The 24,264-nt window shown below is 64.5% G+C and carries 24 protein-coding genes and 1 pseudogene; 17 read left to right on the top strand and 8 right to left on the bottom strand.

Annotated elements, in window-relative coordinates; translation table 11 throughout:
• Positions 1-94 precede the first annotated feature (94 nt).
• Positions 95-424: a UrcA family protein gene (locus IPF76_RS20250; RefSeq protein WP_293847481.1), complete on the top strand. Its 330-nt coding sequence runs from the start codon at positions 95-97 to the stop codon at positions 422-424.
• Between the two features lie 45 nt (positions 425-469).
• Here IPF76_RS20250 and IPF76_RS20245 read toward each other — a convergent pair whose 3' ends face one another.
• A complete protein-coding gene (locus IPF76_RS20245) occupies positions 470-880 on the bottom strand; it encodes a hypothetical protein (protein ID WP_293847480.1) in 411 nt (136 codons plus the stop codon).
• Between IPF76_RS20245 and rlmN the strand changes: the two genes are divergently transcribed.
• From rlmN to IPF76_RS20230, 3 genes and pseudogenes are all read left to right on the top strand, one after another.
• Entirely contained in the window at positions 863-2,107 is a 1,245-nt protein-coding gene (gene rlmN, locus IPF76_RS20240; RefSeq protein WP_293847479.1) for a 23S rRNA (adenine(2503)-C(2))-methyltransferase RlmN, read from the top strand. The genes IPF76_RS20245 and rlmN overlap by 18 nt on opposite strands.
• A 238-nt stretch (positions 2,108-2,345) precedes the next feature.
• Positions 2,346-2,804 (top strand): hypothetical protein, encoded by a 459-nt coding sequence (locus tag IPF76_RS20235; RefSeq protein ID WP_293847478.1) that lies wholly within the window; start codon positions 2,346-2,348, stop codon positions 2,802-2,804.
• A gap of 94 nt (positions 2,805-2,898) precedes the next feature.
• Positions 2,899-3,012, top strand: a pseudogene (locus IPF76_RS20230) (hypothetical protein); the annotation flags it as partial.
• 140 nt (positions 3,013-3,152) lie between these two features.
• Here the strand turns inward: IPF76_RS20230 and IPF76_RS20225 are convergent.
• The gene (locus IPF76_RS20225; RefSeq protein ID WP_293847477.1) at positions 3,153-3,872 is read right to left on the bottom strand and encodes an arylesterase; all 720 of its coding nucleotides are present in this window, start codon (positions 3,870-3,872) and stop codon (positions 3,153-3,155) included.
• A 12-nt stretch (positions 3,873-3,884) separates the two neighbouring features.
• On the opposite strand from IPF76_RS20225, the gene IPF76_RS20220 reads away from it, so the two are divergent.
• Together IPF76_RS20220 and IPF76_RS20215 are read left to right on the top strand one after the other, a co-directional pair.
• The gene (locus IPF76_RS20220) at positions 3,885-4,583 is read left to right on the top strand and encodes an ATP-binding cassette domain-containing protein (RefSeq protein ID WP_293847476.1); all 699 of its coding nucleotides are present in this window, start codon (positions 3,885-3,887) and stop codon (positions 4,581-4,583) included.
• Entirely contained in the window at positions 4,584-7,085 is a 2,502-nt protein-coding gene (locus IPF76_RS20215) for an FtsX-like permease family protein (protein ID WP_293847475.1), read from the top strand.
• A 22-nt stretch (positions 7,086-7,107) separates the two neighbouring features.
• Here IPF76_RS20215 and IPF76_RS20210 read toward each other — a convergent pair whose 3' ends face one another.
• The 3 genes from IPF76_RS20210 to thrS are packed head-to-tail and all read right to left on the bottom strand — an operon-like array spanning position 7,108 to position 10,732.
• Positions 7,108-7,869, bottom strand: coding sequence for a sulfite exporter TauE/SafE family protein (locus IPF76_RS20210; RefSeq protein ID WP_293847474.1), 762 nt, complete (start codon positions 7,867-7,869; stop codon positions 7,108-7,110).
• Positions 7,866-8,684 (bottom strand): metallophosphoesterase, encoded by an 819-nt coding sequence (locus IPF76_RS20205; RefSeq protein WP_293847473.1) that lies wholly within the window; start codon positions 8,682-8,684, stop codon positions 7,866-7,868. Before IPF76_RS20205 ends, IPF76_RS20210 begins: the two co-directional genes overlap by 4 nt.
• Before the next feature lie 44 nt (positions 8,685-8,728).
• On the bottom strand, positions 8,729-10,732 hold the full coding sequence (thrS, locus tag IPF76_RS20200) for a threonine--tRNA ligase (protein ID WP_293847472.1): 2,004 nt from the start codon (positions 10,730-10,732) through the stop codon (positions 8,729-8,731).
• Positions 10,733-11,139: 407 nt separating this feature from the next.
• Between thrS and IPF76_RS20195 the strand changes: the two genes are divergently transcribed.
• The 9 genes from IPF76_RS20195 to IPF76_RS20155 all read left to right on the top strand — a co-directional run bounded on the left by IPF76_RS20195 (position 11,140) and on the right by IPF76_RS20155 (position 16,116).
• Positions 11,140-11,562, top strand: coding sequence for a hypothetical protein (locus IPF76_RS20195; protein WP_293847471.1), 423 nt, complete (start codon positions 11,140-11,142; stop codon positions 11,560-11,562).
• The gene (locus IPF76_RS20190; protein WP_293847470.1) at positions 11,559-11,750 is read left to right on the top strand and encodes a helix-turn-helix transcriptional regulator; all 192 of its coding nucleotides are present in this window, start codon (positions 11,559-11,561) and stop codon (positions 11,748-11,750) included. Before IPF76_RS20195 ends, IPF76_RS20190 begins: the two co-directional genes overlap by 4 nt.
• Before the next feature lie 5 nt (positions 11,751-11,755).
• Positions 11,756-12,682 carry an alpha/beta hydrolase gene (locus IPF76_RS20185; protein WP_293847469.1) on the top strand — a complete coding sequence of 309 codons (927 nt, stop codon included), beginning with the start codon at positions 11,756-11,758 and terminating at the stop codon, positions 12,680-12,682.
• Positions 12,683-12,758: 76 nt separating this feature from the next.
• Positions 12,759-13,013: a DUF6356 family protein gene (locus tag IPF76_RS20180; RefSeq protein ID WP_293847468.1), complete on the top strand. Its 255-nt coding sequence runs from the start codon at positions 12,759-12,761 to the stop codon at positions 13,011-13,013.
• A gap of 133 nt (positions 13,014-13,146) precedes the next feature.
• Entirely contained in the window at positions 13,147-13,908 is a 762-nt protein-coding gene (locus IPF76_RS20175) for an alpha/beta hydrolase (RefSeq protein WP_293847551.1), read from the top strand.
• A 9-nt stretch (positions 13,909-13,917) separates the two neighbouring features.
• Positions 13,918-14,355, top strand: a complete 438-nt coding sequence (locus tag IPF76_RS20170; RefSeq protein ID WP_293847467.1) for a thioesterase family protein — start codon at positions 13,918-13,920, stop codon at positions 14,353-14,355.
• Between the two features lie 9 nt (positions 14,356-14,364).
• Positions 14,365-14,802, top strand: a complete 438-nt coding sequence (locus IPF76_RS20165) for a VOC family protein (RefSeq protein WP_293847466.1) — start codon at positions 14,365-14,367, stop codon at positions 14,800-14,802.
• Between the two features lie 74 nt (positions 14,803-14,876).
• The gene (gloB, locus tag IPF76_RS20160) at positions 14,877-15,605 is read left to right on the top strand and encodes a hydroxyacylglutathione hydrolase (protein ID WP_293847465.1); all 729 of its coding nucleotides are present in this window, start codon (positions 14,877-14,879) and stop codon (positions 15,603-15,605) included.
• A 64-nt stretch (positions 15,606-15,669) separates the two neighbouring features.
• Positions 15,670-16,116 carry a hypothetical protein gene (locus tag IPF76_RS20155; protein WP_293847464.1) on the top strand — a complete coding sequence of 149 codons (447 nt, stop codon included), beginning with the start codon at positions 15,670-15,672 and terminating at the stop codon, positions 16,114-16,116.
• Positions 16,117-16,267: 151 nt separating this feature from the next.
• On the opposite strand, the gene IPF76_RS20150 is transcribed toward IPF76_RS20155, so the two are convergent.
• From IPF76_RS20150 to IPF76_RS20140, 3 genes are all read right to left on the bottom strand, one after another.
• Positions 16,268-18,097: an AMP-dependent synthetase/ligase gene (locus IPF76_RS20150; protein ID WP_293847463.1), complete on the bottom strand. Its 1,830-nt coding sequence runs from the start codon at positions 18,095-18,097 to the stop codon at positions 16,268-16,270.
• A gap of 42 nt (positions 18,098-18,139) precedes the next feature.
• The gene (gene ggt / locus IPF76_RS20145; protein ID WP_293847462.1) at positions 18,140-19,831 is read right to left on the bottom strand and encodes a gamma-glutamyltransferase; all 1,692 of its coding nucleotides are present in this window, start codon (positions 19,829-19,831) and stop codon (positions 18,140-18,142) included.
• Positions 19,832-20,070: 239 nt separating this feature from the next.
• Positions 20,071-21,141 (bottom strand): quinone-dependent dihydroorotate dehydrogenase, encoded by a 1,071-nt coding sequence (locus IPF76_RS20140; RefSeq protein ID WP_293847461.1) that lies wholly within the window; start codon positions 21,139-21,141, stop codon positions 20,071-20,073.
• A gap of 92 nt (positions 21,142-21,233) precedes the next feature.
• Here IPF76_RS20140 and IPF76_RS20135 point away from each other — a divergent pair, with 92 nt between their 5' ends.
• Positions 21,234-23,054, top strand: coding sequence for a DUF885 family protein (locus IPF76_RS20135; protein WP_293847460.1), 1,821 nt, complete (start codon positions 21,234-21,236; stop codon positions 23,052-23,054).
• A 100-nt stretch (positions 23,055-23,154) separates the two neighbouring features.
• Positions 23,155-24,042, top strand: a complete 888-nt coding sequence (locus IPF76_RS20130) for a helix-turn-helix domain-containing protein (protein WP_293847459.1) — start codon at positions 23,155-23,157, stop codon at positions 24,040-24,042.
• The last annotated feature ends 222 nt before the right edge of the window (positions 24,043-24,264 follow it).

Below are 24,264 nucleotides of genomic sequence, written 5' to 3'. Positions count from 1 at the left end.
GCAAACTCGTTGCTCCTTTGCCCGCGTGCGATCGATTATCTGCTTCTCCACCGGCTTCCTCCCCTCCTCTACAGCCGGCCGATGGAGACATGAGATGAAAAAGCTTCTGATCCTCGCCGCGCTGGCCGCCACCTCGGTTGGCCAGCCCGTCCTCGCGCAATCGCCGCCCGCGAACCCGAGCGTCGCTGTCCAGCACCGCGACCTCGACCTGCGCACCGAGGCGGGTGCCAAAAGCCTCGATCGCCGCATCTGGCGCGCGGTTGTCGAAGTATGTGGCACCGCGTCGGATTTCGACCTCAAAGGCAAGAATGACGTTCGGCAGTGCCGCACCGACACGCGCGCGCTTGCGTCGAGGCAGGCCGAACTGGCGATCGCCGACGCCGCGGGCAGTCAGGTGATCCAGATCAGTTCAATCCGGAACTGATCGGCAAAGCCGGGGCAAGGGCTGGCGAAAGGCGAACAGCCTATTTCACCAGCCCTTGTCCCGGTATCCCGCCCAGATCGCAGCTTGCTGTCTGACCGCGTTCTGCTCGGCTCCAGACGGCCTTGTCGGCGCCGGTCCCGAGATCAGCAATTCGGTTCCGCTCGACCCAGCATCATTGACTGCGGCTGTCTCGCCCGGCTCCAGCAGGATGATCGAATGGCGCGCGCAGATTTTCTGGCCGCTCGCGGTGGATGCCACCTGAGGAACTGCGATGGCGACAAGAATGTCTTGGCGCTGCGCAACGCCGAGGCGAATGGCAATGTAGCCGCGGTGCTGGGGATGCTGGCGGCGGTTGATGCTCCTCCCCTCGCGCAGGCAGGAGGGGATTTCCCGCCACAATTGCGCTTTCCCCCCTTCCCCCCTATATGCGCGGCCATCATGCAGATTCCCGGCCATATCGACCCCGTCACCACGGGCACCGTCCCCTTGCGCGGCGGCAACCGCATCGACCTGGTCGGACTGACCCGCGACGCGATCGGCGGCGTGCTGGTCGAGGCGGGTCTCGACGCTAAAGCCGCGAAACTGCGCGCCAAGCAGATCTGGCACTGGATGTACCACCGCGGGGTCACCGATTTCGAGGCGATGACCGACATCGCCAAGACGATGCGCCCGTGGCTGACCGACCGCTTCATCATCGGCCGCCCGACGGTGCGCGAGGCGCAGGTGTCGAGCGACGGCACGCGCAAATGGCTGCTCGCCGCCGCCGACGGACAGGAATATGAGATGGTCTTCATCCCCGACGCCGATCGGGGAACCCTGTGCGTATCGAGCCAGGTCGGCTGCACATTGAACTGCCGCTTCTGCCACACCGGCACGATGCGCCTCGTCCGCAACCTCGCTGCGGGCGAGATTGTCGGGCAGGTGATGCTGGCGCGCGACGAGCTGGGTGAATGGCCCAAGGGCACGATGGCAGGATTTGGCCCCGACCCTGAGGATGACGATGACGAGGAAGGCGGCCATTATACCTCCGACGGCCGCATCCTGACCAACATCGTGATGATGGGCATGGGCGAGCCGCTGTATAATTTCGACGAGGTCAAGGGCGCGCTGAAAATCGTCATGGACGGCGACGGCCTCGCGCTGTCGCGGCGCCGGATCACGCTGTCGACGAGCGGCGTCGTGCCGATGATGGCGCGCGCGGGCGAAGAGATTGGCGTCAACCTCGCGGTCTCGCTCCATGCGGTATCGAAGGAGGTGCGCGACGAGATCGTGCCGCTCAACCGCAAATATGGCATCGACGAGCTGCTCAAGGCGTGCGCCGATTATCCGGGCGCGGGCAATTCGCGGCGGATCACGTTCGAATATGTGATGCTCAAGGACAAGAACGACAGCGACGACGACGCGCGCGAGCTTGTCAGGCTGATCCGTGAATATGGCTTGCACGCCAAGGTCAACCTGATCCCGTTCAACCCCTGGCCGGGAGCGATGTATGAATGTTCGTCGCCCGAGCGGGTGCGCGCGTTCAGCAACCTGATTTTCAAGGCCGGGATTTCCGCGCCGGTCCGCACCCCGCGCGGGCGCGATATCATGGCGGCGTGCGGGCAGCTGAAAAGCGCGGCGACCAAGCCGACGCGCGCCGAACTCGACCGCATTGCGGAAGAAAAGCAGGTCGCGCTAGGCTAAATCGCGTGCGGCCCGGCCGCGTCGGATCGCATTCGCCTCACCTCATATCCCCGGTTGAGCGCCAATTTCGGCGCATTGCGACTGCATAGCTATTCTGTACTGTGTGGTAAAATTAACACAGGTAAGAAAATTGTCACATGATGACACTTCCGTTCATTGAAGCGACAGCTGCGAACGCCATTTAAGGCGCGGACCGCGACCCAAAGGGCGTGGCCATACCAAGCAGAAGGAAAACAAAATGAAGAAATTCGCAGTTGCAGCCGCTCTCCTGACGGCCATCGTTGCAACCCCCGCCATGGCGGCCGAAGGCGGCGAAGGCCGCGTCGAAGTGCGCGGCGGCCTGATCACCGGCAACGGTGCTGACGAAGCCACGCTCGGCGCTGCCGCCGGCTATGACTTCGACCTTGGTTCGACCGCATTTGTTGGCGTTGAAGGTGCTGCCGACAAGGTGCTGATCGACGGCGCCGACGTCCAGTTCTCGGCCGGCGGCCGCGTTGGTGCCAAGGTTGGCGCGGCCGGCAAGGCCTATGTCACCGGCGGCTACACCTTCAGCGACATCGACGATCCCTATGTCGGCGCGGGTTACCAGCACAAGCTGGGCCAGAACCTGTACGCCAAGGCCGAATATCGTCACCAGTTCATCGACAGTTTCGGCGACTTCGACACCTTCGTCGCGGGCGTCGGCTTCGCTTTCTGATCCTTCGGAACAGCGAAACGTAACGGAAGGGGCGGCCGGTTGGTCGCCCCTTTTCATTTGCGCGTCATCCGGTCACGGTTAGACAATGACTGCCTTGTTATGGCGGTGGGTGGTCGAGCGCGCCAGGCCCGACCGCTGGGATCTGATCGGCGTCGCGGTGTGTCTGGGCGGGGCGGCAATCATCCTGCGTGGGCCGCGGGGGCGTTAGCTCCTCCCTGTCGCGAAGCCAGGGGAAAGTGACAGCGCGAAGCGCTGGCGGAGGGACGATAGCGCAACGTCGCTGCCCCGCCGCCAACGCATCGGCGATGCGCGGTCCCCCTCCCCATCGCTGCGCGACAGGACGGACAATTATCCCGCGTTCGGCAGCGCCTGCTCGACCAGCGGCGCCAGCCCCTCGGCCACCACCGTCACCCCCTTCGCATTGGGATGCATATTGTCGCCGAGCATGAGCGCCTTGTCGGTGACGACATTGTCGAGAATGAACGGATAAAAGCTCACATCATATTTGGCGGCAAGTTCGGAATAGATCGGATTGAATTTCTTCGCATAATCGCTGCCCATGTTCGGCGCGGCCATCATGCCGGTGAGCAGCACCGGAATCTCGCGCTTCTGGAGTTCAGCAAGCATCGCGTCGAGATTGGCGCGCGTCTGATCGGGGCCGATGCCGCGCAGCATGTCGTTGCCGCCCAGCCCGAGCAGGACCAGCGCGGGCTTCACCTTCGCATTGTCGAGCACATAGGTCAGCCGCTGGAGCCCTGCAGCGGTCGTGTCGCCCGAAACCCCGGCGTTCTGGACGCGCGCGACAACCCCATCGGCCCCCAGCGCGGCCTGCAATTGCGGCGCTAAGCCCTCCTTTGGCCCCAACTGATACCCCGCATACAAGCTGTCGCCAAAAGCGATGACGAGCGGCGCGTTGGCTGGAAGGGCGGGCGCCGCGTTGGCGGCAAGTTTGTCGTTGGTCGAAGCCGCCGGGGTTTCCGCCGATCCGCATGCGGCAAGCGGTTGGCAAAGCGCGATGGCACAACCATATAAAGCGTAAGAGCGCCATCCGGCCGTTCGTTTTTCCAAAGGGTTCTCTCCTTGCCCGACACTCGACCTTCGCCTGACTTGGCGATCGCCGCTCACAATGTGACGCTGACACTCGGCAGCGACAAGGCCCCCGTCGAAATTTTGCGCGGCGTCGACCTGGAGGTTCCTGCGGGCGCTTCGGTGGCGCTGCTCGGTCCGTCGGGCTCGGGAAAAAGCTCGCTGATGGCGGTGCTCGCAGGGCTGGAGCGCGCCAATGGCGGCAGCATCCGCGTCGCGGGGCTCGATTTCACGACGATGGACGAAGATGAACTGGCGCGCGCGCGGCGTGGCCGCATCGGCATCGTGCTCCAGGCCTTTCACCTGCTGCCAACGATGACGGCGCTCGAAAATGTCGCAGTGCCGCTAGAGCTGGCGGGGATCGCCGAGCCGTTCGCGCGCGCCGCCGCCGAACTGGAAGCTGTCGGGCTCGGGCATCGCCTGACCCATTATCCCGCGCAGCTGTCGGGCGGTGAGCAGCAGCGGGTCGCGATTGCGCGCGCGATGGCGAGCTCGCCCGCGATCATCTTTGCCGACGAGCCGACGGGCAATCTCGACACCGCGACCGGCCATGCGATCATCGACCTGATCTTTGCGCGCCGCGCCGCATTGGGCGCAACCTTGCTGATCATCACGCACGATCCCGAGCTGGCGCAGCATTGCGACCGGGTTGTCGTGATGCACGATGGAAAAATCGAAGAGCGGGCGGCCTAGGTGCTCTCGCTCGCTTCCCTCTGGCGGATCGCCCGCCGCGACCTAGCGACGCGCATCCGCGGCCTGCGCTTGCTCGCGGTCTGCCTGTTTCTCGGGGTTGCGACGCTGGCGGCGATCGGCAGTCTGACGCGCGGCATCACATCCGAGCTTGAGGTCCGCGGCCAAACGATCCTGGGCGGCGATATCGAATTCGGCATTCCGCAGCGCGAAGCGAGCGCCGAAGAAATGGCTGCGTTTCGCAAAGCCGGCGAAACATCGTCCACCGTGCGGATGCGCGCGATGGCCAATGCGCCCGCGGGTGACGCGCTCTTGTCCGAACTGAAGGCGGTCGATGCTGCCTATCCGCTCTATGGTACGATGCGGCTGGAAGATGGCGCGCGCCGCGGACCGCCGCCCGCGGGCAGCATCTGGATCGGCAAGGATCTCGCCTCGCGGCTCGACCTGAAGATCGGCGAACGGGTGAAGTTCGGCGAAAAAGCGTTCCTGATCGACGGCGTCGTCGCCGAGGAGCCCGACCGGCTGGGCGAAGGCTTCACGCTCGGCCCCGTCGCGATCATCGGTATCGCCGACCTGCCCGCGACCCAGCTGATCCAGCCCGGCAGCCTGTTCGAAAGCAAATATCGCGTCCGCCTGCCCGCCAGCGTCAATCCCGAAGCGGTCGGCGAGGCGCTCACCGCCGAATTCCCGGGTGCAGGCTGGGACATCACCGATCGCAGCAACGGCGCGCCCGGAACGCGGCGTTTTATCGAGCGCATGGGGCAGTTCCTGTCGCTGGTCGGCCTCGCCGCGCTGGTCATTGCCGGGATCGGCGTCGGCAATGGCGTTGCGAGCTATCTGGCGGGCAAACGTCCGGGGCTGGCGACGCTGAAAGTCCTCGGCGCCGACAGCGCGACGGTGCTGCGCATCTATGGCTTGCAGATCTTGGCGGTTGCCGCGGTGTCGATTTTTGCCGGCTTGGTCGTCGGCGCGCTGGCGCCGTTCGCGATCGGGGCGATTGCCGGCGACGTGCTGCCCGTCCGTCCCGGCTTCGCGCTCTATCCGCTGCCACTTGCCGTCAGCGCCGCTTATGGATTGCTGATCGCCATCGCTTTTGCCATGCCGCCGCTCGCCGCCACGAAGCATATCCCAGCGGCGGGGCTGTACCGCGCGACTGTCGACAAGGCGGCGCGGATCGACCGGCCTGCCTTGGTCGCCGTCGCCGTTGCGCTGCTTGCCATCGTCGCGCTCGCGGTCGGCACCGCGCGGGAGCCACTGTTCGCACTCGGTTTTATCGGCGCCGCGCTCGGCCTGCTGCTGATCCTTGTCGGGCTCGGCTGGCTGGTGCGCCGCATCGCCAGCCGCCTGCCGCGCCCCCGTCGCCCGTTGCTGCGCCTTGCGCTCGCCAACCTGCATCGCCCCGGCGCGTCGACCGGCGCGCTGGTGGTGGCGCTCGGGCTGGGTCTCACGCTGTTCGTCACCCTCGCCGCGATCCAGACGAGCATCACCAACGAAATCGCACGCACCGTGCCGCAGCGCGCGCCGAGCTTTTTCGTGCTCGACGTGCCGCGCGATGGCGCGGCGCAATTTCGCGATCTCGTCACCAAGGCCGCCCCCGACGCCCAGATCAACATGATCCCGGCGCTGCGCGGCAGCGTCACCGAATTTCGCGGCCAGCGCGTCGACGAACTCGCCGAACTGCCCGAAGGCGCGTGGGTGCTGCGCGGCGACCGCGGGCTGACCTATAGTGCAGCGCCGCCGAGCGGTAGCGAACTGGTGGGCGGCCAATGGTGGGCGGCCGATTACAAGGGACCGCCGCTCGTCAGCGTCGAGGAGGAAGTCGCGACTTCGCTCGGCCTCAAGATCGGAGATACGCTCAGCGTCAATGTGCTGGGGGTCGAGGTGCAGGCAAAGGTCGCCTCCTTGCGCACCGTGCAGTGGGACAATTTCGGGCTCAACTATGTGCTGGTCTTCTCGCCCGGCACCTTCGACGCGGCGCCGCATAATATGGTCGCGACCGTTGCGGTCGAGCCGGCCGCCGAGGCCGAACTGGCGCGCAGCATCCCGCGCACCTTCCCCTCGGCATCGCTGATCGCGGTGCGCGATGTCGTGTCGCAGGTAACGACGCTGCTCACCCAGATGAGTCAGGCCATTGCCGCTGCCGCCAGCATCGCGATTCTTGCCGGGATCGCGGTGCTGATCGGCGCAATCGCCGCCAGTCGCGAGCGGCGCGTGTACGACAGCGTGATCCTGAAACTGCTCGGCGCGACACGCAGCCAGATTCTGGGCGCGCAGGCGATGGAATATGCAGTGCTGGCGGCGGTGCTGGCGGTGCTGGCATTAGGACTTGGCCTGATTGCGGCGCGCTATGTTGTCGTCAGCCTGTTCGACTTTACCTTTGCCCCCGATCCGCTGATCGTCGGGGCAACGCTGATTGGTGGCGCGGGATTGTCGTTCCTGATCGGTATCGCGGGCAGCTGGCCGTTGTTGTCGGCCAAACCGGCGCAGGCGCTACGAAGTCTGTAACCAGCTTCAAAATCGGTTCGTGTCAGTTCAGGATCCGCACCACCGCCGCTACCGCTGCGACGCCGAGAACAACCGCGACCATCGCCTGCCAAATATGCGGTGCGACGCGGCCGAAATGGCGTCCGCCGACATAATTGCCCACCCACATCGGCGCAAAGAGCAGCAGCGACAGGATGAGCAACCGTGAGGTGGCAATGCCGACCCACAGCGCCGCCAGCGTCCCGGCAATCGCGGTCGCAAAAAAGATCAGCATCATCGATGCGCGCGACGTCTTGGGCGGCAGCGCGCTGCGCAGATAGAAGGGGACGACAGGCGGACCGGGCATCGCCGCAAAGCCCGTCAGGATACCCGACACCACGCCCGTTCCACCGATCGCGAGCCGACCCGGACGGTGCCCCTCAGGCTGTTTGGGCAGCAGCACCGCGGCAAACGCTCCAACCGCCACCAGCGTGATCAGCAACCGCGCTACGTCGGGCGTCGTCGCCTCAAGCGCGATCATCCCGAGCGGAGTTGCCGCCATCGCGACCAGCGCAATCGGTACCGCGGTCGACCGATCGGCATCGGCAAGGATCACCTTCAGTCCGACCGGCCCGATCAGCAGTTGCAGCAGGATGCCGAGCACCACCGCCTCACCCGGGGTGATGATCAGCCCTAGTAAAGGCACGAGGATGATCGCCATCCCGAACCCGGTGAGCCCGCGCACATAGGCCGCGCCAAAGGTCATCGCAGCCGCGCCGGCGAGGGTCAGCGGCGCGACGCCGACAAGGGTTTGCGGGTCGGTCACTTGCCGCGCGCCCTTGGACCCAGCGTCACCAACCAAGCATCGGGCGGCGTCAGGTAGCGCAGCGGGAGCAGGCTGGTCCCCAGCCCGGCCCCGACGAACACGCGCTGACCGTTGTCGGTCATGTCGCCGCACGCGAAGCGGTCACCGTAGCGTGACACATAGGTGAGCGCGCCGATGAAGGGGAAGCGGATCTGGCCGCAATGGGTGTGGCCGGCGAAGATCGCGGCAACCGGGCGCTGCACGTCGGGAATGACGTCGGGGCTGTGCGTCAGGAGCAGCGGGACGCCGGGGCCGAGACGATCCATCGCAGCGAGCGTCGCGGGAACATCGTCGTGCCCCGAATAATCGTCATCGACGCCGCCGACGATCAGCGGGCCGAGTTTCACCGCTTCATTCTGCAACACGCGCAACCCCCGCTTTTCCAATTCGCCGCGCATCGCATCGGGTTTGAACCAATGATCGTGATTGCCCGGCGCCACCACCACCCCCCACGGCGCGCGCAGCTTGCCGAGCGGCGCGATGACCTCGGCGGCGGTGTAGATATGGGTGGCGCTGCGCTTTTCGCTGACCAGATCGCCCGCGATCAGCACCAGGTCGGGGCGCAGCCGATTGAGCTGCGCGACGATTTTCGCCAGCCGCTCGGGCGTCATGTCGGGGCCCGCGACATGGATGTCCGACAACAGCAACAGTTTTAAAGGTGGCTGCCCCGCCGGCCAGTCGGTGACCGTGACCGTCGCCGCGCGGATCACCGGATCGCGCGCCGCGTTCCAATAACCCTTGGCGAGCAAAGCAACGCCGAGCAGCGTCAGCAGCAACAGCCCGCGCCGCCATCGGCGCGGGCGACGCTTCTTCGTCGCGATCAACGGCGCAAGTCGGGCGGAGTCGCCTCACCTTTCAGCATCGCGATCGCTTCGGCGAGCGGCATGATACGCTGGCCTTCCTGACCTAGGGTGCGGATCGCAACCGTGCCTTCCTCGGCCTCGCGCTTGCCGACAACGAGCAGGTGCGGGACCTTGGCCAAGCTGTGTTCGCGAACCTTGTAGTTGATCTTTTCGTTACGCAGATCGGATTCGACCCGGATGCCGGCGGCCGACAGCTGTGCCAACGCATCCCTGGCATAATCGTCGGCGTCGGAGACGATCGTCGCGACGACCGCTTGCACCGGCGCCAGCCACACCGGCAGCTTGCCCGCGAAATGCTCGATCAAAATGCCGATGAAGCGCTCGTAGCTGCCAAAGATCGCGCGGTGCAGCATCACCGGGCGATGGCGCTCGCCATCCTCGGCGATGTACGATGCGTCGAGGCGATCGGGGAGCACGCGATCGGACTGGATCGTCCCGACCTGCCAGGTCCGGCCGATCGCGTCGGTCAGATGCCATTCGAGCTTCGGCGCGTAGAAGGCGCCCTCGCCCGGTAATTCTTCCCAGCCATATTCGGGGGTGTTGAGGCCGGCAGCGACGACCGCGGCGCGCAGCTCGGTCTCAGCCATGTCCCACATCGCTTCGGTACCGAACCGTTTGTCGGGGCGCAGCGCGAGCTTGATCGCATAGCCCTCGAACCCCAGATCCTTGTAGATGCGGTCGGCGAGCGCGCAGAAGGCCTGCACTTCGCCGACGATCTGGTCCTCGCGGCAGAAGATATGCGCATCGTCCTGCGTGAACTGGCGCACGCGCATCAGCCCGTGGAGTGCGCCATGCGGCTCGTTGCGGTGGCAGCAGCCATTTTCATAGAGACGCAGTGGCAGGTCGCGGTAAGACTTCATTCCTTGCCGGAAAATCAGCACATGCGCCGGGCAGTTCATCGGCTTCAAAGCCATCCACTCGGCGTCGTCCGAAACGATCGGGCCTTCGTCCTCGGTGTTTGGCACCTCGTCGGGGATGACGAACATATTCTCGCGATATTTGCCCCAATGGCCCGACTGCTCCCACTGGCGCGCGTCCATGACCTGCGGCGTCTTGACCTCGCGGTAGCCCGCGCCGTCAATCGCGCGGCGCATATAAGCTTCGAGCTCGCGCCAGATCATATAGCCCTTGGGGTGCCAGAACACCGAGCCATGGGCTTCGGCCTGGAGGTGGAACAGATCCATCTCCTGCCCCAGCTTGCGGTGGTCGCGCTTGGCCGCTTCCTCCAGGCGGACGAGATGTTCGGCAAGCTGCTTCTTGTTGAGCCAGCCGGTGCCGTAGATGCGGCTGAGCTGGGCGTTCTTCTGGTCGCCGCGCCAATAGGCGCCCGACACGCGCGTCAGCTTGAACGCCGCGGGGTCGAGCTTGCCGGTCGAGGCAAGGTGCGGGCCACGGCACATGTCCATCCACCCGTCGCCCGAGCGGTAAACCGTGAGTTCTTCGCCTGGCGGCAGCTCGGCGGCCCATTCGGCCTTGAAGGTCTCGCCATCGGCCTGCCATTTGGCGATCAGCTCGTCGCGCGCCCACACCTCACGCGTCAGCGGCAAGTCGGCGGCGATCAGCCGGCGCATTTCTTCTTCGATCTGCGGCAGCTCATCGTCGCGGAACGGACCATGCTCGGCGGTCGGGGCGAAATCATAATAGAAGCCATCGCCGGTCGATGGGCCGAAGGTGATCTGCGTGCCGGGAAACAGATTCTGCACCGCCTCGGCCAAGACATGCGCATAGTCATGGCGCACCAGTTCGAGCGCATCGGCCTCGTCGCGGCTCGTCACCAGCGCCAGGTTGGTGTCTTCTTCCAGCGGGCGCATGATGTCGCGCAGTTCGCCGTCGATCTTCGCGGCCAGCGCGGCCTTGGCCAGACCGGGTCCGATGTCGGCGGCAATCTGTGCCGGGGTGGTCCCGCGCACGACATCCCGGACAGAGCCATCGGGAAGGGTGACGCGGATCATCTGGGACATCGAAACTATAGCCTTTCTGGGCAAAATTGCCGGGTTCCTTTGCCAGCATGCGGTGGGAGCGGCAAGGGGCGGATTCACAATCGGACTTGCAATGATACAATGTATCACTGTCGCGCACCATCGGCTCCTTCGGCGAAAACTTCCCCGCCATTTGGATCACGCCGGCCACGTCCGCATTGTCAAGGCTTGGCCTGCCGGCGGCGGCCTAGGGGGTCCATGAAGGATCGATCGCGATTGCCGACCGCGCGAGTGCCGACCGTTTGCCGACGTCCATCGGCGCGCTTGCGTTGGCGCTGGCGCATTTGAAAAACGAACTGAACAGCGACGTTGTCATTATGGAAAGCGTCCTTGACATCCCTACATCCTAGTAGTAAAGCATCCTTGTCAATTTATGGAGGTTCCTTGACATGGCGATGTATAAGAGTCCGGCGACCCGTCGCTATATGATCCGCATGGCGGTGCTGATGACCGTATATCTGATCGCCTTGTTCGCCGCGGTGCGGATTTTTCGCCACACCGACATTGCCGGCGTCCCTGCCTATGCGCTGGCAATCGCCCCTGCGCTGCCGATCATCGGCGTGTTCTGGGCGGTGATGCGGTTTCTGATCGAGGAGCCCGACGAATTCATCCGCATGCTGCTCGTCCGTCAATGTCTGGTGGCGACGGGTTTCTGCCTGACCGTGATGACGATCTGGGAGTTTTTGCAGAATTTCGATCTGTTGCCACCAGGAAACGGTGGCTTCGGTGCCGCCTTCTTCTGGTTTATCGGCCTCGGAATCGGTGCAATCTATAACAAGATCACCATGGGCACGATCGGCAACTGTGCGTGAGGAACCGCCTGAAAGTCCTGCGCGCCGAGCGTGACTGGAGCCAAGGCGACCTGGCCGAGCGGCTGGACGTATCGCGCCAGTCGGTCAACGCCATCGAGACGGGCAAATATGATCCGTCGCTTCCCCTCGCCTTTCGCATCGCCGACCTGTTCGGCCTGCCGATCGAAGACATTTTCCTGAAAGATTGAACGCTATGAAACGACGTACGTCTGCTGCCGCGATCTTCATTCTTGCGGTCGGCCTGATCGCGGGCCGCGCCGATGCCGCCGAGCCCTGTCCCACCGGGTTTGCCGAGGGCAAGCGCTTCACCGTGCTGGTCGAAGGCGACGGTCCCGATATCGTCCTGATCCCCGGCCTGTCGAGCCCGCGCGTCGTCTGGGATGCGACGGCCGACCGGCTTAAAGGCAAATATCGGCTGCACCGCGTCCAGATTCGCGGCTTTGGCGACGAAGCCGGGGTCAACGCCGAGGGGCCAGTGCTCGAGCCGATGATGCGCGAAGTTGCCGACTATATTGACGATTGCATCACTGATCAGGGGCGCACCGCGCCCGCGATCATCGGGCATTCGATGGGCGGGCTCACCGGATTGATGATCGCGGCGCGCGTCCCGCAAGAGGTTGGCAAACTGATGATCGTCGATGCGCTGCCCTTCATCGGGACGCTGTTCAACCCCGCGGCGACGGTGGACAGCGTGCGCCCACAAGCTGAGCAGATGGCGGCGATGCTGCGCGCGCAGCATGGCCAGCCTGCCCCGACGGCGCCTCTCAGCGATCCTGGTCCGCTCAGCATGGCGGGCAGCATGTCGAACCGGCCAGCGGGGCGCACCGCGATCGCCGGCTGGATGCGCGCCGCCGACGCGCGGGTGACGGCGCAGGTCTTTCACGATGTGATGACCACCGACATGCGCGCCGAACTCTCCGCGGTGACCGCCCCGGTGACGCTGCTCTATGCGCAGGACGACAGCCTGATGCCCGCCGAGCGCGCAAAGGCGGCGTTCGAGCCGCAATATGCCGGCGTCGCAAAATTCACCGCGCAAATGGTGACCGGCAGCCGCCACTTCATCATGCTCGACCAGCCGGAAGCCTTTGCCAAAGCGGTCGACGCGTTCCTCGCCGATTGAGCGCTCCACCGCGCCCTGCCCTTGCGAGCCAGACGCTGGCTCGCTAGGGCAGCGGCAGCCGGAAGGGAGCCATTTCATGTTCAAGCGCCTGTTCGTCGACCATCCCAAAGCCGTCGATGAAAATTACATCGAACATTTCGGGGTCGCATCGAAATTCGGGGTCACGATGATCTGGGGCGGGCTGTGCGCGCTGGTCCATGCCGTCGTCCCCGGCTGGTGCATCACCACCGGCAGCGACACGATCCAGCGGCTCAACCATATCATGGTCGAAAAGCGGCGCGCCAAGGGTCAGGCCGTGATGCAGATGAGCACAATCGACTGGGTCATCTGATCCGCGTGCAACCGACACGCACATCCGGTTCCCCGTTCGCTGCGAGCGAAGCCGAGATGCCCGTCAGCGTGGGGCCGTACCGATGGGTGTCTCGACTTCGCTCGACACGAACGGGTTTGGGGGCGAATTGGTGATGCAAGTCACCACCCCCGACTATCTCGACCGCTGCGGTCGGCCGCGCCTCGCCTATCGCCATGTGGCAGGAGCGGGGCCGACGATCGTTTTCCTGCCCGGCTATATGTCCGACATGGCGGGCGGCAAGGCGACGGCGCTGTTCGACTGGGCAGCCGCCGAGGGCCATGCCTGCCTGCTGCTCGACTATGCCGGTTGCGGACTGTCGGAGGGGCTTTTCGCCGAGCAGACTTTGCTCGACTGGCGCGGCGATGTCCTCGACCTGATCGACGCGCGCGCCGCGGGGCCGGTCATCATTGTCGGGTCTTCGATGGGCGGCTGGCTGATGTTGCTCACCGCACTGGCACTCGCCGAGCGCCACGGGCCGGGCCGGGTCACGGGGCTGGTCGGCATCGCCGCAGCGCCCGATTTCACCGACTGGGGTTTCAGCGACGCCGAAAAGGCGATCATCCTGGCCGAGGGCGAGCTGCGCGAGGACACGTCCTACAGTGATCAGCCCTATGTAACGACGCGCGGCTTTTTCCAGTCGGGCGAGGCCAACCGACTGCTCGATGCCGAAATCCCCCTCGCCTGCCCCGTCCGCCTGCTCCATGGGCAGGAGGATGGCGACGTCCCGCCCGAAATCAGCCTGCGACTGTCGGCCGCGCTCGCCAGCGACGATGTCCAGGTCACGCTGGTCAAGGGCGGCGACCACCGCCTGTCGCGCGACACCGACATCGCGCTGCTGATCGACACCGTCGCGCGGCTCGCAACGTCAAACTGAAGGATCATCATGGCCCGCAGCGATTTTCGTTTCCACGTCATCAAACGCGTCCGCTACGCCGAAATCGACGCCCAGGCCGTGGTATTCAACAGCCGGTACCTCGAATATTTCGACATTGGCATCACCGAATATTGGCGCGCCGCGGGGGTCTATGACCGCTGGCCAGGCCATACGAGCCCCGAATTCCACGTCGCGCGCGCCGAGGTCGATTACAAGGTGCCGATCCTGCTCGACGAGGAAGTCGATATTTGCGTGCGCTGCTCGCGGGTGGGGCGAAGCTCGATGACCTTTCTGTTCGAACTGCACGGCGCGGGGAAAGACGATCTGCGCGCAACCGGGCTGGAAGTCAGCGTGCATGTCGCCGAATCGCAGGGCGCGCCGACGCCGGTGCCCGATGAATTCGCAAACTTGTTCGAAATGTTTGAAGGACGCAGCCTTCGCGCGTAGAACGGCGGCATGGCCAAATATCTCCACACCATGATCCGCGTCACCGATCCTGACGCCACCGTCGCCTTTTTCAAGCTGATCGGACTCGAAGAAACCCGCCGTTTCGACAGCGAACAAGGGCGCTTCACGCTGATCTTCCTCGCCTGTCCCGGGCAGGACGGCGTTGCCGAGGTTGAGCTGACCTATAATTGGCCGCCCGAGGACGGCGCAGCTGCGGAGCAATATTCTGGCGGCCGCAATTTCGGCCATCTCGCCTACCGCGTCGATGACATTTACGCGACGTGCCAGCGGCTGATGGACGCTGGGGTGACAATCAACCGCCCGCCGCGCGACGGTCATATGGCGTTTGTCCGCTCGCCCGACGGCATTTCGGTCGAACTGCTGCAGGATGGCCATTTGCCGCCGCAGGAACCCTGGGCGTCGATGCCCAACACCGGCGTCTGGTAGGTCTGCGCAATCAAGGCGGCGCACCCGCGTCTCCGTCTTGCGAGCATGAGGCCGGTGATCGAAAGGAGCGACGCATGACTGCACTCGAAATCGTCCGCATCCCCGTGCTCAGCGACAATTATGTCTGGCTGGTCCATGACCCTGACAGCAAGGCCACGATGGTCGTCGATCCCGCCATAGCCGATCCGGTGCTGGCAGCCGCCGCCGAACGTGGGTGGACGATCACCGACATCTGGAACACCCACTGGCACCCCGACCACACCGGCGGCAATGCAGCGATCAAGCAGGCGACGGGTTGCACGATCACCGGTCCGGCGGCTGAATATGCAAGGATACCGACGCTCGATGTGCAGGTCGCTGGCGGCGATACCGTGCATCTCGGCCGTCATGCCGCCAGCGTTTGGGACCTACCCGCGCACACCGCCGGGCATATCGCCTTTCATTTTGCCGAAGATGCCGCGATCTTCGTCGGTGACACGATGTTCGCGATGGGCTGCGGCCGCTTGTTCGAAGGCACCGCCGACCAGATGTTCGCCAATATGCAGAAGCTGGCGACGCTTGACGATGCAACGCGCGTGTACTGCGCGCACGAATATACGCTGTCGAACGCGCGTTTTGCGGTGACGGTCGATCCGGAGAATGACGCGCTTGCGGCGCGGCTTGCCGCGGTCGAAGCGGCGCGGGCGGCGGGGGAAGCGACGGTGCCGACGACCATCGGCGACGAGCGCGCCACCAATCCCTTTCTACGGGCGCCAAGTGCCGCCGAACTCGGGCGTATCCGCGCGCTCAAGGACGCCGCCTGATGCTGCGGCTTCAGCGCCCGTTCATCCGCCTGGTCTATACAGAATATTCTCTAGGAGCAATTTCATGGCCATGCTGAATTCCATGCGCGCCGTGCTGCTAATCGCAGCAGCGCCGCTGGTCGCCAGCTGCGCGCCCGCCGGCACCGCCGAACCGGGCGCGACCGCGCTGACCCCGAAACAGGCTGAGCGGCTGGACAAACAGCTGGCTGGCAAGATTCCGGGCGCGCCGTTGAAATGCCTGCCCAGTTATCGCAGCAATGACACGATCCGCGTCTCGGACAGCATCTTGCTTTATCGTTCGGGCAGCAATCTTGTGTATCGAAACGATCTCAAGGGCAGCTGCCCCGGGCTGGCCCGCGATAGCGACATCATGGTCGTCCGGCAGTTCGGATCGTCGACGTGCAGCGGCGATTTTTTCCATCTGGTCGATCGGTCGAGCGGCATTCGCGGCCCGACCTGTGTTTTTGGCGAATTCGTCCCCTATCGCAAACCGGCGGGGGATGCTGGCTGAACCAGCGGTTCAGTCGCAGGCGGGGACCGGTTTGCGCCGAGCTCTTCGGGTCGCACCCCCGCCTGCTCCAGCACTCGTGGCCCTCGCGAAGGCGGGGCCTTCAGGCAGGGTAGCCAAGGCCGGCAGCGCGCGCCCTTTGCGGGATCGACGATCAGGCTTTATACAAGGCCGATATCTTATCCGCATATACTTCGCGCAGCACATGGCGGCGGATCTTCATCGACGGCGTCATCTGCTCATTCTCGATTGAGAAGGCTTCTTCGGCGAAGTCGAACTTGCGCACCTTTTCGATCACCGACAGCTGGCCATTGACGCGATCGACTGCGGCGCGGATCGCGGCGCGGAATTTCTCATGCTCGCGCAGCCGGCAGAGGTCTTTCGGCAGCCCTTCCGCTTCGGCCCATTCGGCCATCCATTCGGGGTCGGGGACGAGCAGGCCGACCAGATGTGGGCGCTTGTCGCCATAGACCATCGCCTGCAAAATCTCGGGCTGCAGCGTCAGCATGCCTTCGACGCGCTGCGGCGAGACATTGTCGCCCTTGTCGTTGACGATCAGATCCTTCTTGCGGTCGGTGATAACGATGCGGCCCTTTGCATCGATATGCCCGATGTCGCCGGTGTGCAGCCACGCGCCTTTTTCCGGCTCCGCCGGATCTGGGACCAGCACCCGCTCGGTTTCGGCCGGATTGCGCCAATAGCCCTTCATCACCAGCTCGCCGCGCACCAATATCTCGCCATCGTCGGCGATCTTGACCTCGGTGTTCATCAATGGCGGACCGACGGTGTCCATCTTGATCCCGGCGCTCGGGCGGTTGCAGCTGATCACCGGCCCCGCCTCGGTCTGCCCATAGCCCTGCAGCAAGGTCAGCCCGATCGAGTGGAAGAATACCCCGATTTCGGGATTGAGCGGCGCGCCGCCCGACACCAGCGCCTTCATTCTGCCGCCAAAGCGTTTCTGGATCTTGGGCCGGAACAGTTTGTCGAGGATCAGATCGACGGGCCGGTCGAGTACGCCCAAACCGCGCTCATAATCCTTTTCGCCGACGCGCAGCGCCTGGTTCAGCATCCAGTTCGCAAGCTTGCCCTGTTTTTCGACCGATTTGATCATCCGCGCGCGGATCACCTCGAACAGGCGCGGCACGACGACCATGATCGTCGGGCGCGTCTCCTCGATGTTCGAGACCAGCTTTTCGAGGCCTTCGCTGTAATAGATTTGCGCCCCGACCATGATCGGCAGGAACTGACCACCCGAATGTTCATAGGCGTGGCTGAGCGGCAGGAAGGACAGGAACACCTCTTCGTCGCCGATGCCGAAATCATTGACGAGCACCTCGGCGGCGCCCGCGGCATTGTGCAGGATCGCGCCATGATGCTGCATCACTCCGCGCGGGGCACCGCCGGTGCCGCTGGTGTAGATCAGGCAGGCCGTATCGTCGCGCGTCATTGCGGTGCCGCGCGCCTTGGCTTCGTCCAGATACGCCTCGCCACCGGTTACCAGCGACTGCCAGTCGCGAACCGACACATCGCCTTGTTGCCCCACGCGCAGGCTTTCCATGCTGATGACGATATTGGCATCGGAGCGCATGACCGCGGGCATGAGCGTGCGCGCCAGCTTGGCGGTCGACACGATCACCGCCTTGGCGCCGCTATTGTCGAGAATGTGCTGATGATCGCGTTCGGTGTTCGTGGTGTAGGTCGGCACGGTGATGCACCCTGCGGCCATGATCGCGAGGTCGGCGATGCACCATTCGGGGCGGTTTTCGCTGATCAGTACCACCCGGTCGCCGTCTTTGAGCCCCAGTTCGCGGAGATTATGCGCGAGCGCCGCAACCTGGTTCGCGACCTGTCGCCAGCTGAGCGGATGCCAGACGCGGTCGGCCTTGCGCCAGAGAAACGGATCTTCGCCGCCCCTTTCGGCGCGGTCGAAGAACATCGCGACCAGACTCGGAAAATGGTCGAGATGGGGGTTGGTCAGCTTCATGCCTGTCACTCTCCGCGGATTCTCGATTATTATCGTTGCATCTTAGCCTTGCGGCGGCGCGCCATCCACCGACGATGTCCCCGGACCGCGCGGATCGGCGGCGCCGCGCCAGCCGTCGCCGACACGCTCGACCGCGTTGAGCTTTGATCCCAGTTCGGTCGGTGTGAAGCTATAACCAAAGGGTTTCATCTTCGCGGCCAACGCCTCGCCGGCGTCGGTGTTTTCGATCAGCACGCCGCGGTCGCCGAAATAGAGGTTGGGCAGTTCCATCGCCGTTTTGGCATCGAGCCCCCAATCAAGCACGCCAACGAGCACCTTCGTCACATGCATGATGATGCGCTTGCCGCCCGCCGACCCGACCGCGAGCACGACCTTGCCGTCAGGACCATAGACGATCGTCGGCGACATCGACGACAGCGGGCGCTTGCCCGCCTGCACACGGTTCGCGGTTGGTACGCCATCCTGAAGCGGGGCAAGGTCGAAATCGGTGAGTTCGTTGTTGAGGAAATAGCCGTTGGCGATCAGGTGGCTGCCGAAAATGCTCTCGATCGTCGAGGTCATCGACACGACATTGCCCGCTTTGTCGACGACCGCAAAATGGGTGGTACCCTGTTCGGGGATCGGCGGCGCTTCGGCGCGCGGCTTGGCGCCAGGCGGGGCGCCCGGCGCATAAGTTCCGGCAGCGCCAAAGGGCGAGATCAGCTGGCGGCGCTCGGCCAGATATTTTTTGTCGAGCAGCCCCGCCACCGGGACTTCGACAAAATCGGCATCACCCAGATAGGCACCGCGGTCGGCGTAGGAGAGCTGCATCGCCTCGGCGAGCAGGTGCCAGCTCATCGGATTGTCCTGCCCCATCGCCTTCATGTCCCAGCCCTCGATCATTCCGAGGATGCCGAGAACAGTGGTCGCCCCCGATGACGGCGGCCCCATGCCGCACACCTTGTAGATGCGATAGCTGGTGCAGACCGCCGGACGTTCCTTCGCCTTGTAGGACGCGACATCCTTGACCGTCAGCTGCGCCTTGTTGCGCGGCGCATTGGCGACCGCCTCGCTGATCGCCCTGGCATTGGCGCCGCTGTAAAAAGCACCGGGGCCGCGCGCGGCGACATCACGCAGTAGCGCGGCGTAGGCGGGATTGCGGATCCGGGTCCCGACTGGCGCCGGCTTGCCATCGACATAATAGATCGCGCGCGCTTCTGGAAAATCCTTCCACAGCGATTCGAACCGCGTCATCCAGTTGTACAGCACCGGGGTGACCTCGAAACCTTCTTCGGCCAGCTTGATCGCGGGCTGGAACAGAGCCGCCCATTCCAGCTTGCCCCATTTCTTGTGCGCCATTTCCATCAGCCGCATGTTGCCAGGAATACCCACCGACAATCCGCCCGGAATCGCATCCGAATAGCCGCGCGGCTTGCCGTCGGCGCCGAGAAAGCGACCGGGCTTTGCAGAAGCAGGCGCCATTTCGCGGCCGTCGATCGTCGAAATGCTGCCATCCCTTGCATCATGATGCAGCATGAGGCCGCCGCCGCCGATGCCACTCGATTGCGGCTCGACCAAAGTCAGCACCGCGACCATTGCGACCGCGGCGTCGGCAGCGGTGCCGCCCTGGTGCAAAATCTGACGCCCCGCTTCGGTCGCGCGCGAATCGGCGGACGAGGTGACCCCCTGTGCGAGGGCGGATGACGGAAGGGTCAGGGTGAGGACCGCGGCAAGCGGCAGGAATCTTTTCAACATGGCGGCGACTTTGGCGCGGGGTCGGAGGGAGTGCAAGTCTAACCGATCCTTCCTGCCGCGCAGCGGCGACGAGGTGGCAGCGCGGCGCACTGACGGACCAACTCTGGCTTGCAAGGACATCGCACGGAATCCTTCGAACGGCATCGCTCCGCGCCCGGCCAACCCGCCAAAAGTGTAAACGATGTCTCCGAACAGCTGAAGCCGATGTCCGTGGTCGGATCACTCCGCGACAGGGAGGATTATTCGCCCTTGCCGACCGCGTCCGCCACGCGCGCGAACCCGTCGCGCACCGCGAGCTGTTCCAGCCCGTGCGCAATACGCGCCGCCAGGCCCGGGCCCGAAAAGACCATCGCCGAATAAATCTGCACCAGGCTGGCGCCCGCGCGGATGCGTTCCCACGCCTGCTCCGCCGAAGCGATCCCGCCCGCGGCAACCAGCGGCAACTTGCCACCGCTCGCGGCGCGGAAGTCGCGAACCCGCTGCAGCGCCAGTTCGGCGAGCGGTGCCCCTGACAGGCCTCCCGCTTCGTCGGCATAGCGCGATGCCAGCGGCGGGCGGGTGATGGTCGTGTTCGACACGATCACCGCGGCCAAACCCATGTTCATCGCCACCGCGACGATGTCATCGATGTCCGCGGGTTCGAGGTCTGGCGCGACCTTCAGGAACACCGGTCTCGCCGCGCCCGCAGGCTGCGCCGCGGCGACGCCGTCAAGCAGCGCCTCGAGAGCGCCCTTGTCTTGCAAGGCGCGCAGGCCCGGCGTGTTCGGCGAGCTGATATTGATCGTCAGATAATCGGCGAGCGGCGCCATCGCCGCGGTGCCTTTGGCATAATCGGCGATACGGTCGATACTGTCCTTGTTCGCGCCGATATTGATCCCGAGCGGCACCGGCAGGCCATAGCGGCGTAGGCACGCAATGCGTTCGGCCGCCTTGGCCTGCCCGCCATTGTTGAAGCCCATGCGGTTGATCACCGCGCCATCCTCGACCAGCCGGAACAGCCGCGGGCGCGGGTTGCCCGCTTGCGGCAACGGCGTCAGCGTGCCGACCTCGACAAAGCCGAAACCAAAATGCGGCATCGCGTGCGCAACGCGCGCATCCTTGTCGAAACCGGGGGCAAGACCGACCGGATTGGGGAAATGCAGCCCGGCAAGTTCGGTCGCGAGCACCGGGCTGGTCAGCGCGGTCCGCGCGCGCGGCAGCGGCTGGAGTGCGCTGAGGGTCAGATTATGCGCCGCCTCACCGTCGGTGGCTTGGACGATCGGGCGAACGAGCGCATAGGCGGCGTCGGCGGCAGAGGCGAAGAGCGACATGGCCCGCCATTGCGCGCCCCGCGCGGCTATGGCAAGCCCCGCCTCAACCTATCGGCATCGCCAAAAAGCCATCGAAATACTGGGAGAAAATCGTGTCGCAGCTTCGCCTCATCGCTCGTCTGTCCACCGGCCTTGCTCTGCTCGCCGTGGCAGGCTGCGCGCCCACCGCGACGCAGGAAGCGCCGGCTACCGCGGCGTCGGTGCCTGCGCCCGACGCCGTTCCTGCCGGCGCCAACCTTGCGCAATTCTTCGCCAATTATGACGCCGCGCAGCTGTCGCTGAGCCCGCAGGGCAAGGCTTATCGCGGAATTCGCGATGGCGATTATGGCCGCTGGAACGATGTCAGCGATGACGCCGCGGTCGCGAGCCACAAATTGCAGCAGGCGACCGCCGAGGCAATGCGCGGCAGTTTTGACCCCAAAACGATGTCGGCCGACGATGCGCTGTCGTTCGAACTGTTCAACGCGCAGGCCGCCCGCGCCCAGCGGCTGTTTGCGTACCGCAACCACGGCTATGTCTTCGACCAGATGAACGGCCCGCAAAGCCAGCTCCCCGCTTTCCTGATCAACATCCACCGGGTTGCCGATGCCGCCGAGGCCGAAGCCTATCTCGCACGGATTCGCGGTCTTGGTCCCGTCCTCGACGCGCTGACCGCACAATCGGTGGCGCGCGCCGCCAGCGGCGTCCAGCCGCCCAAATGGGTCTATGCCTATCTGATTTCGGACATTGGTAATCTGCAAGGACAGAACAACGCCGTCATCGAGGATCTGACCGCGAAGGTCGCCAAGCTCGACATTGCCGCTGCCGAAAAGACGCGGCTGACCACCGCAGCGAAAACGGCGTGGGCCGACAGCGCCGGTCCCGCCTACGGCCGCCTGCTGACCGAAATGAAGCGCCAGCAGGCAAGCGCACCGACGCAGGACGGGGTGTGGCGCCTGCCCGACGGCAAAGCCTATTACGAAGCGCTGCTCGCCAATTATACGACCACCGACATGACCGCGACACAGATCCACGACCTCGGCCTGTCCGAGGTCGCGCGCATCCATGGCGAGATGAAGACGATCATGACCAAGGTCGGCTTCAAGGGAACGCTGCAGCAGTTTTTCGAGCATCTGCGCACCAGCCCGCAATATTATCACACGACGCGCGAAGCCTATCTGGCCGAAGTCGATGCGCGGACGCGGGCGATGGAGGCCCGGCTCCCGGCTTTCTTCAACACGCTGCCCAAGGCCGCCTTGCAGGTAAAGGCGGTCGAAGCGTTCCGCGAAAAATCGGCGGGCAAGGCGTTCTACCAGTCGCCGTCACCCGACGGATCGCGCCCCGGTACCTATTACGTCAATCTCTATGACCTGCGCGACATGCCCAAGACCGAGCTCGAAGCGCTCGCATATCATGAGGGCGTCCCGGGGCATCACCTCCAGCGTGCGGTGCAGACCGAGCTCACCGGCCTGCCGCCGTTCCGCCGCTTTGGCGGTTTCACAGCCTATACCGAAGGCTGGGGTCTCTATAGCGAGGAACTGGCCAAGGACATGGGCTTCTACACCGATCCCTACAGCGATTTCGGGCGGTTGGGCATGGAGCTGTGGCGTGCGTGCCGCCTGGTCGTCGACACCGGAATCCACGACAAGCGCTGGAGCCGCGAACGGGCGATCAAATATCTTAAAGACAACACGCCCAACCCCGACGGCGACATCGAAAAGGCGATCGAACGCTATATCGTCTATCCGGGACAGGCGACCGCATATCTGATCGGCAAGCTCAAGATCATGGAATTGCGCGGCCGCGCGCAGGCAGCGATGGGCGCGAAATTCGACTATCGCGCCTTTCACGACGTGGTCCTCGAATCGGGACCGGTGCCGCTCGACATCCTCGAGCGACGCGTCGATGCATGGATTGCCGCGCAAAAAAGCTAATTAAAGAACAAACTTCACGCTTGACGCGCAGCGAAGAAACGCAAATGATTTGTTCCAGATAACAAGGCAGCTTGGGGAAAAGCTGTCGGGGCTGGGTCTCATGTCAGAAGCATCATCGTCGCGTGGCAGCGTGGACGGCGTCGCGCCGTTCGAATTACACTATTTCCCGCCCGATCCCGATCTGGCGGACATGGTGTCCAGCTTTTATTTTGCGCGGCTGAACATGCCGAAATTCGACGAATATGAACGCGCCGACCGGCCGCAGTTCCGCTTTGTCACCAATGCCGACGGCGAATATGTCTTTGCCGACGGCCACCGCACAACGGTGTCGCGTGCGATCATCATTGGCCCGACGAGCGGGCGCGTTCGCGCGATCAGCAACTCTCCGACGCAGTTGTTCGGTCTTGGCCTGCTGCCCGCGGGCTGGGCGGCGCTGATGGGCGACGACGCCGAAAAGCTGACCGACCGCGCGATTGATGCGACCGACCGGTTCGGGCCGTGGATCGACGAGGTGGCGACGGCGCTGGAACAGGCAGCGGACGTCGAGGCGAGGCTGATCATCGGCAATAATTTTGCGCGCGAGATCCTGACGCGCGGCGAGGCGCCGCCCTTGTGGTTCATCCGCACCGTCGATGAATGGCTGACCGCATCGCCTTCGCCGCAGGTATCCGACCTGGTCGGTGCCACGGGCATGTCGATCCGTTCGGTTGAGCGGATGACGAAACATTATTACGGGCTATCGCCGCGGATGCTGGCGCGCAAATATCGCGCGGTGCGCGCCGCATCGGCGCTGGCGCGCGGCGAAGGGCTCGATTCCGCGCAGCTCGGCGATGCCTTTTATGACCAGTCGCATCTGATCCGCGAGATCAAGCGCTTCGCGGGTGCGACGCCAGGCCAGCTCAGCAAACCGACAAATTATACCGAAGCGACGACCCGCGGCCGCAAGCAGCTGGCCGGCAAGGTCGGCCCGCTGGTGTCGGAAACCTGAGCGTCCTCCGCCGCCGCCATGGCAAGCTCAGCGAAGAAATCGAGCGCGGTTTACGCGGGCTCTGGATTGCTTCGCGGCGCTCGCGATCACGCAAGAGACGCGCCGCAAATCGAACCTCCGCCACTGATTAACCATCAAAATATGAGCGGCCGCCGCTTTTGGCGTTTCCGTCCAATCGCGAATCATCGCGTCGGCATAATCCCCGCTTGCGACCCAGAAGAG

Source organism: Sphingopyxis sp. (assembly GCF_016704835.1).
In the GTDB taxonomy this organism is placed as follows: Bacteria; Pseudomonadota; Alphaproteobacteria; order Sphingomonadales; family Sphingomonadaceae; genus Sphingopyxis.
The sequence above is the reverse complement of the archived record's forward strand: the minus strand, read 5'-3'. Positions and strand labels throughout refer to the sequence as shown.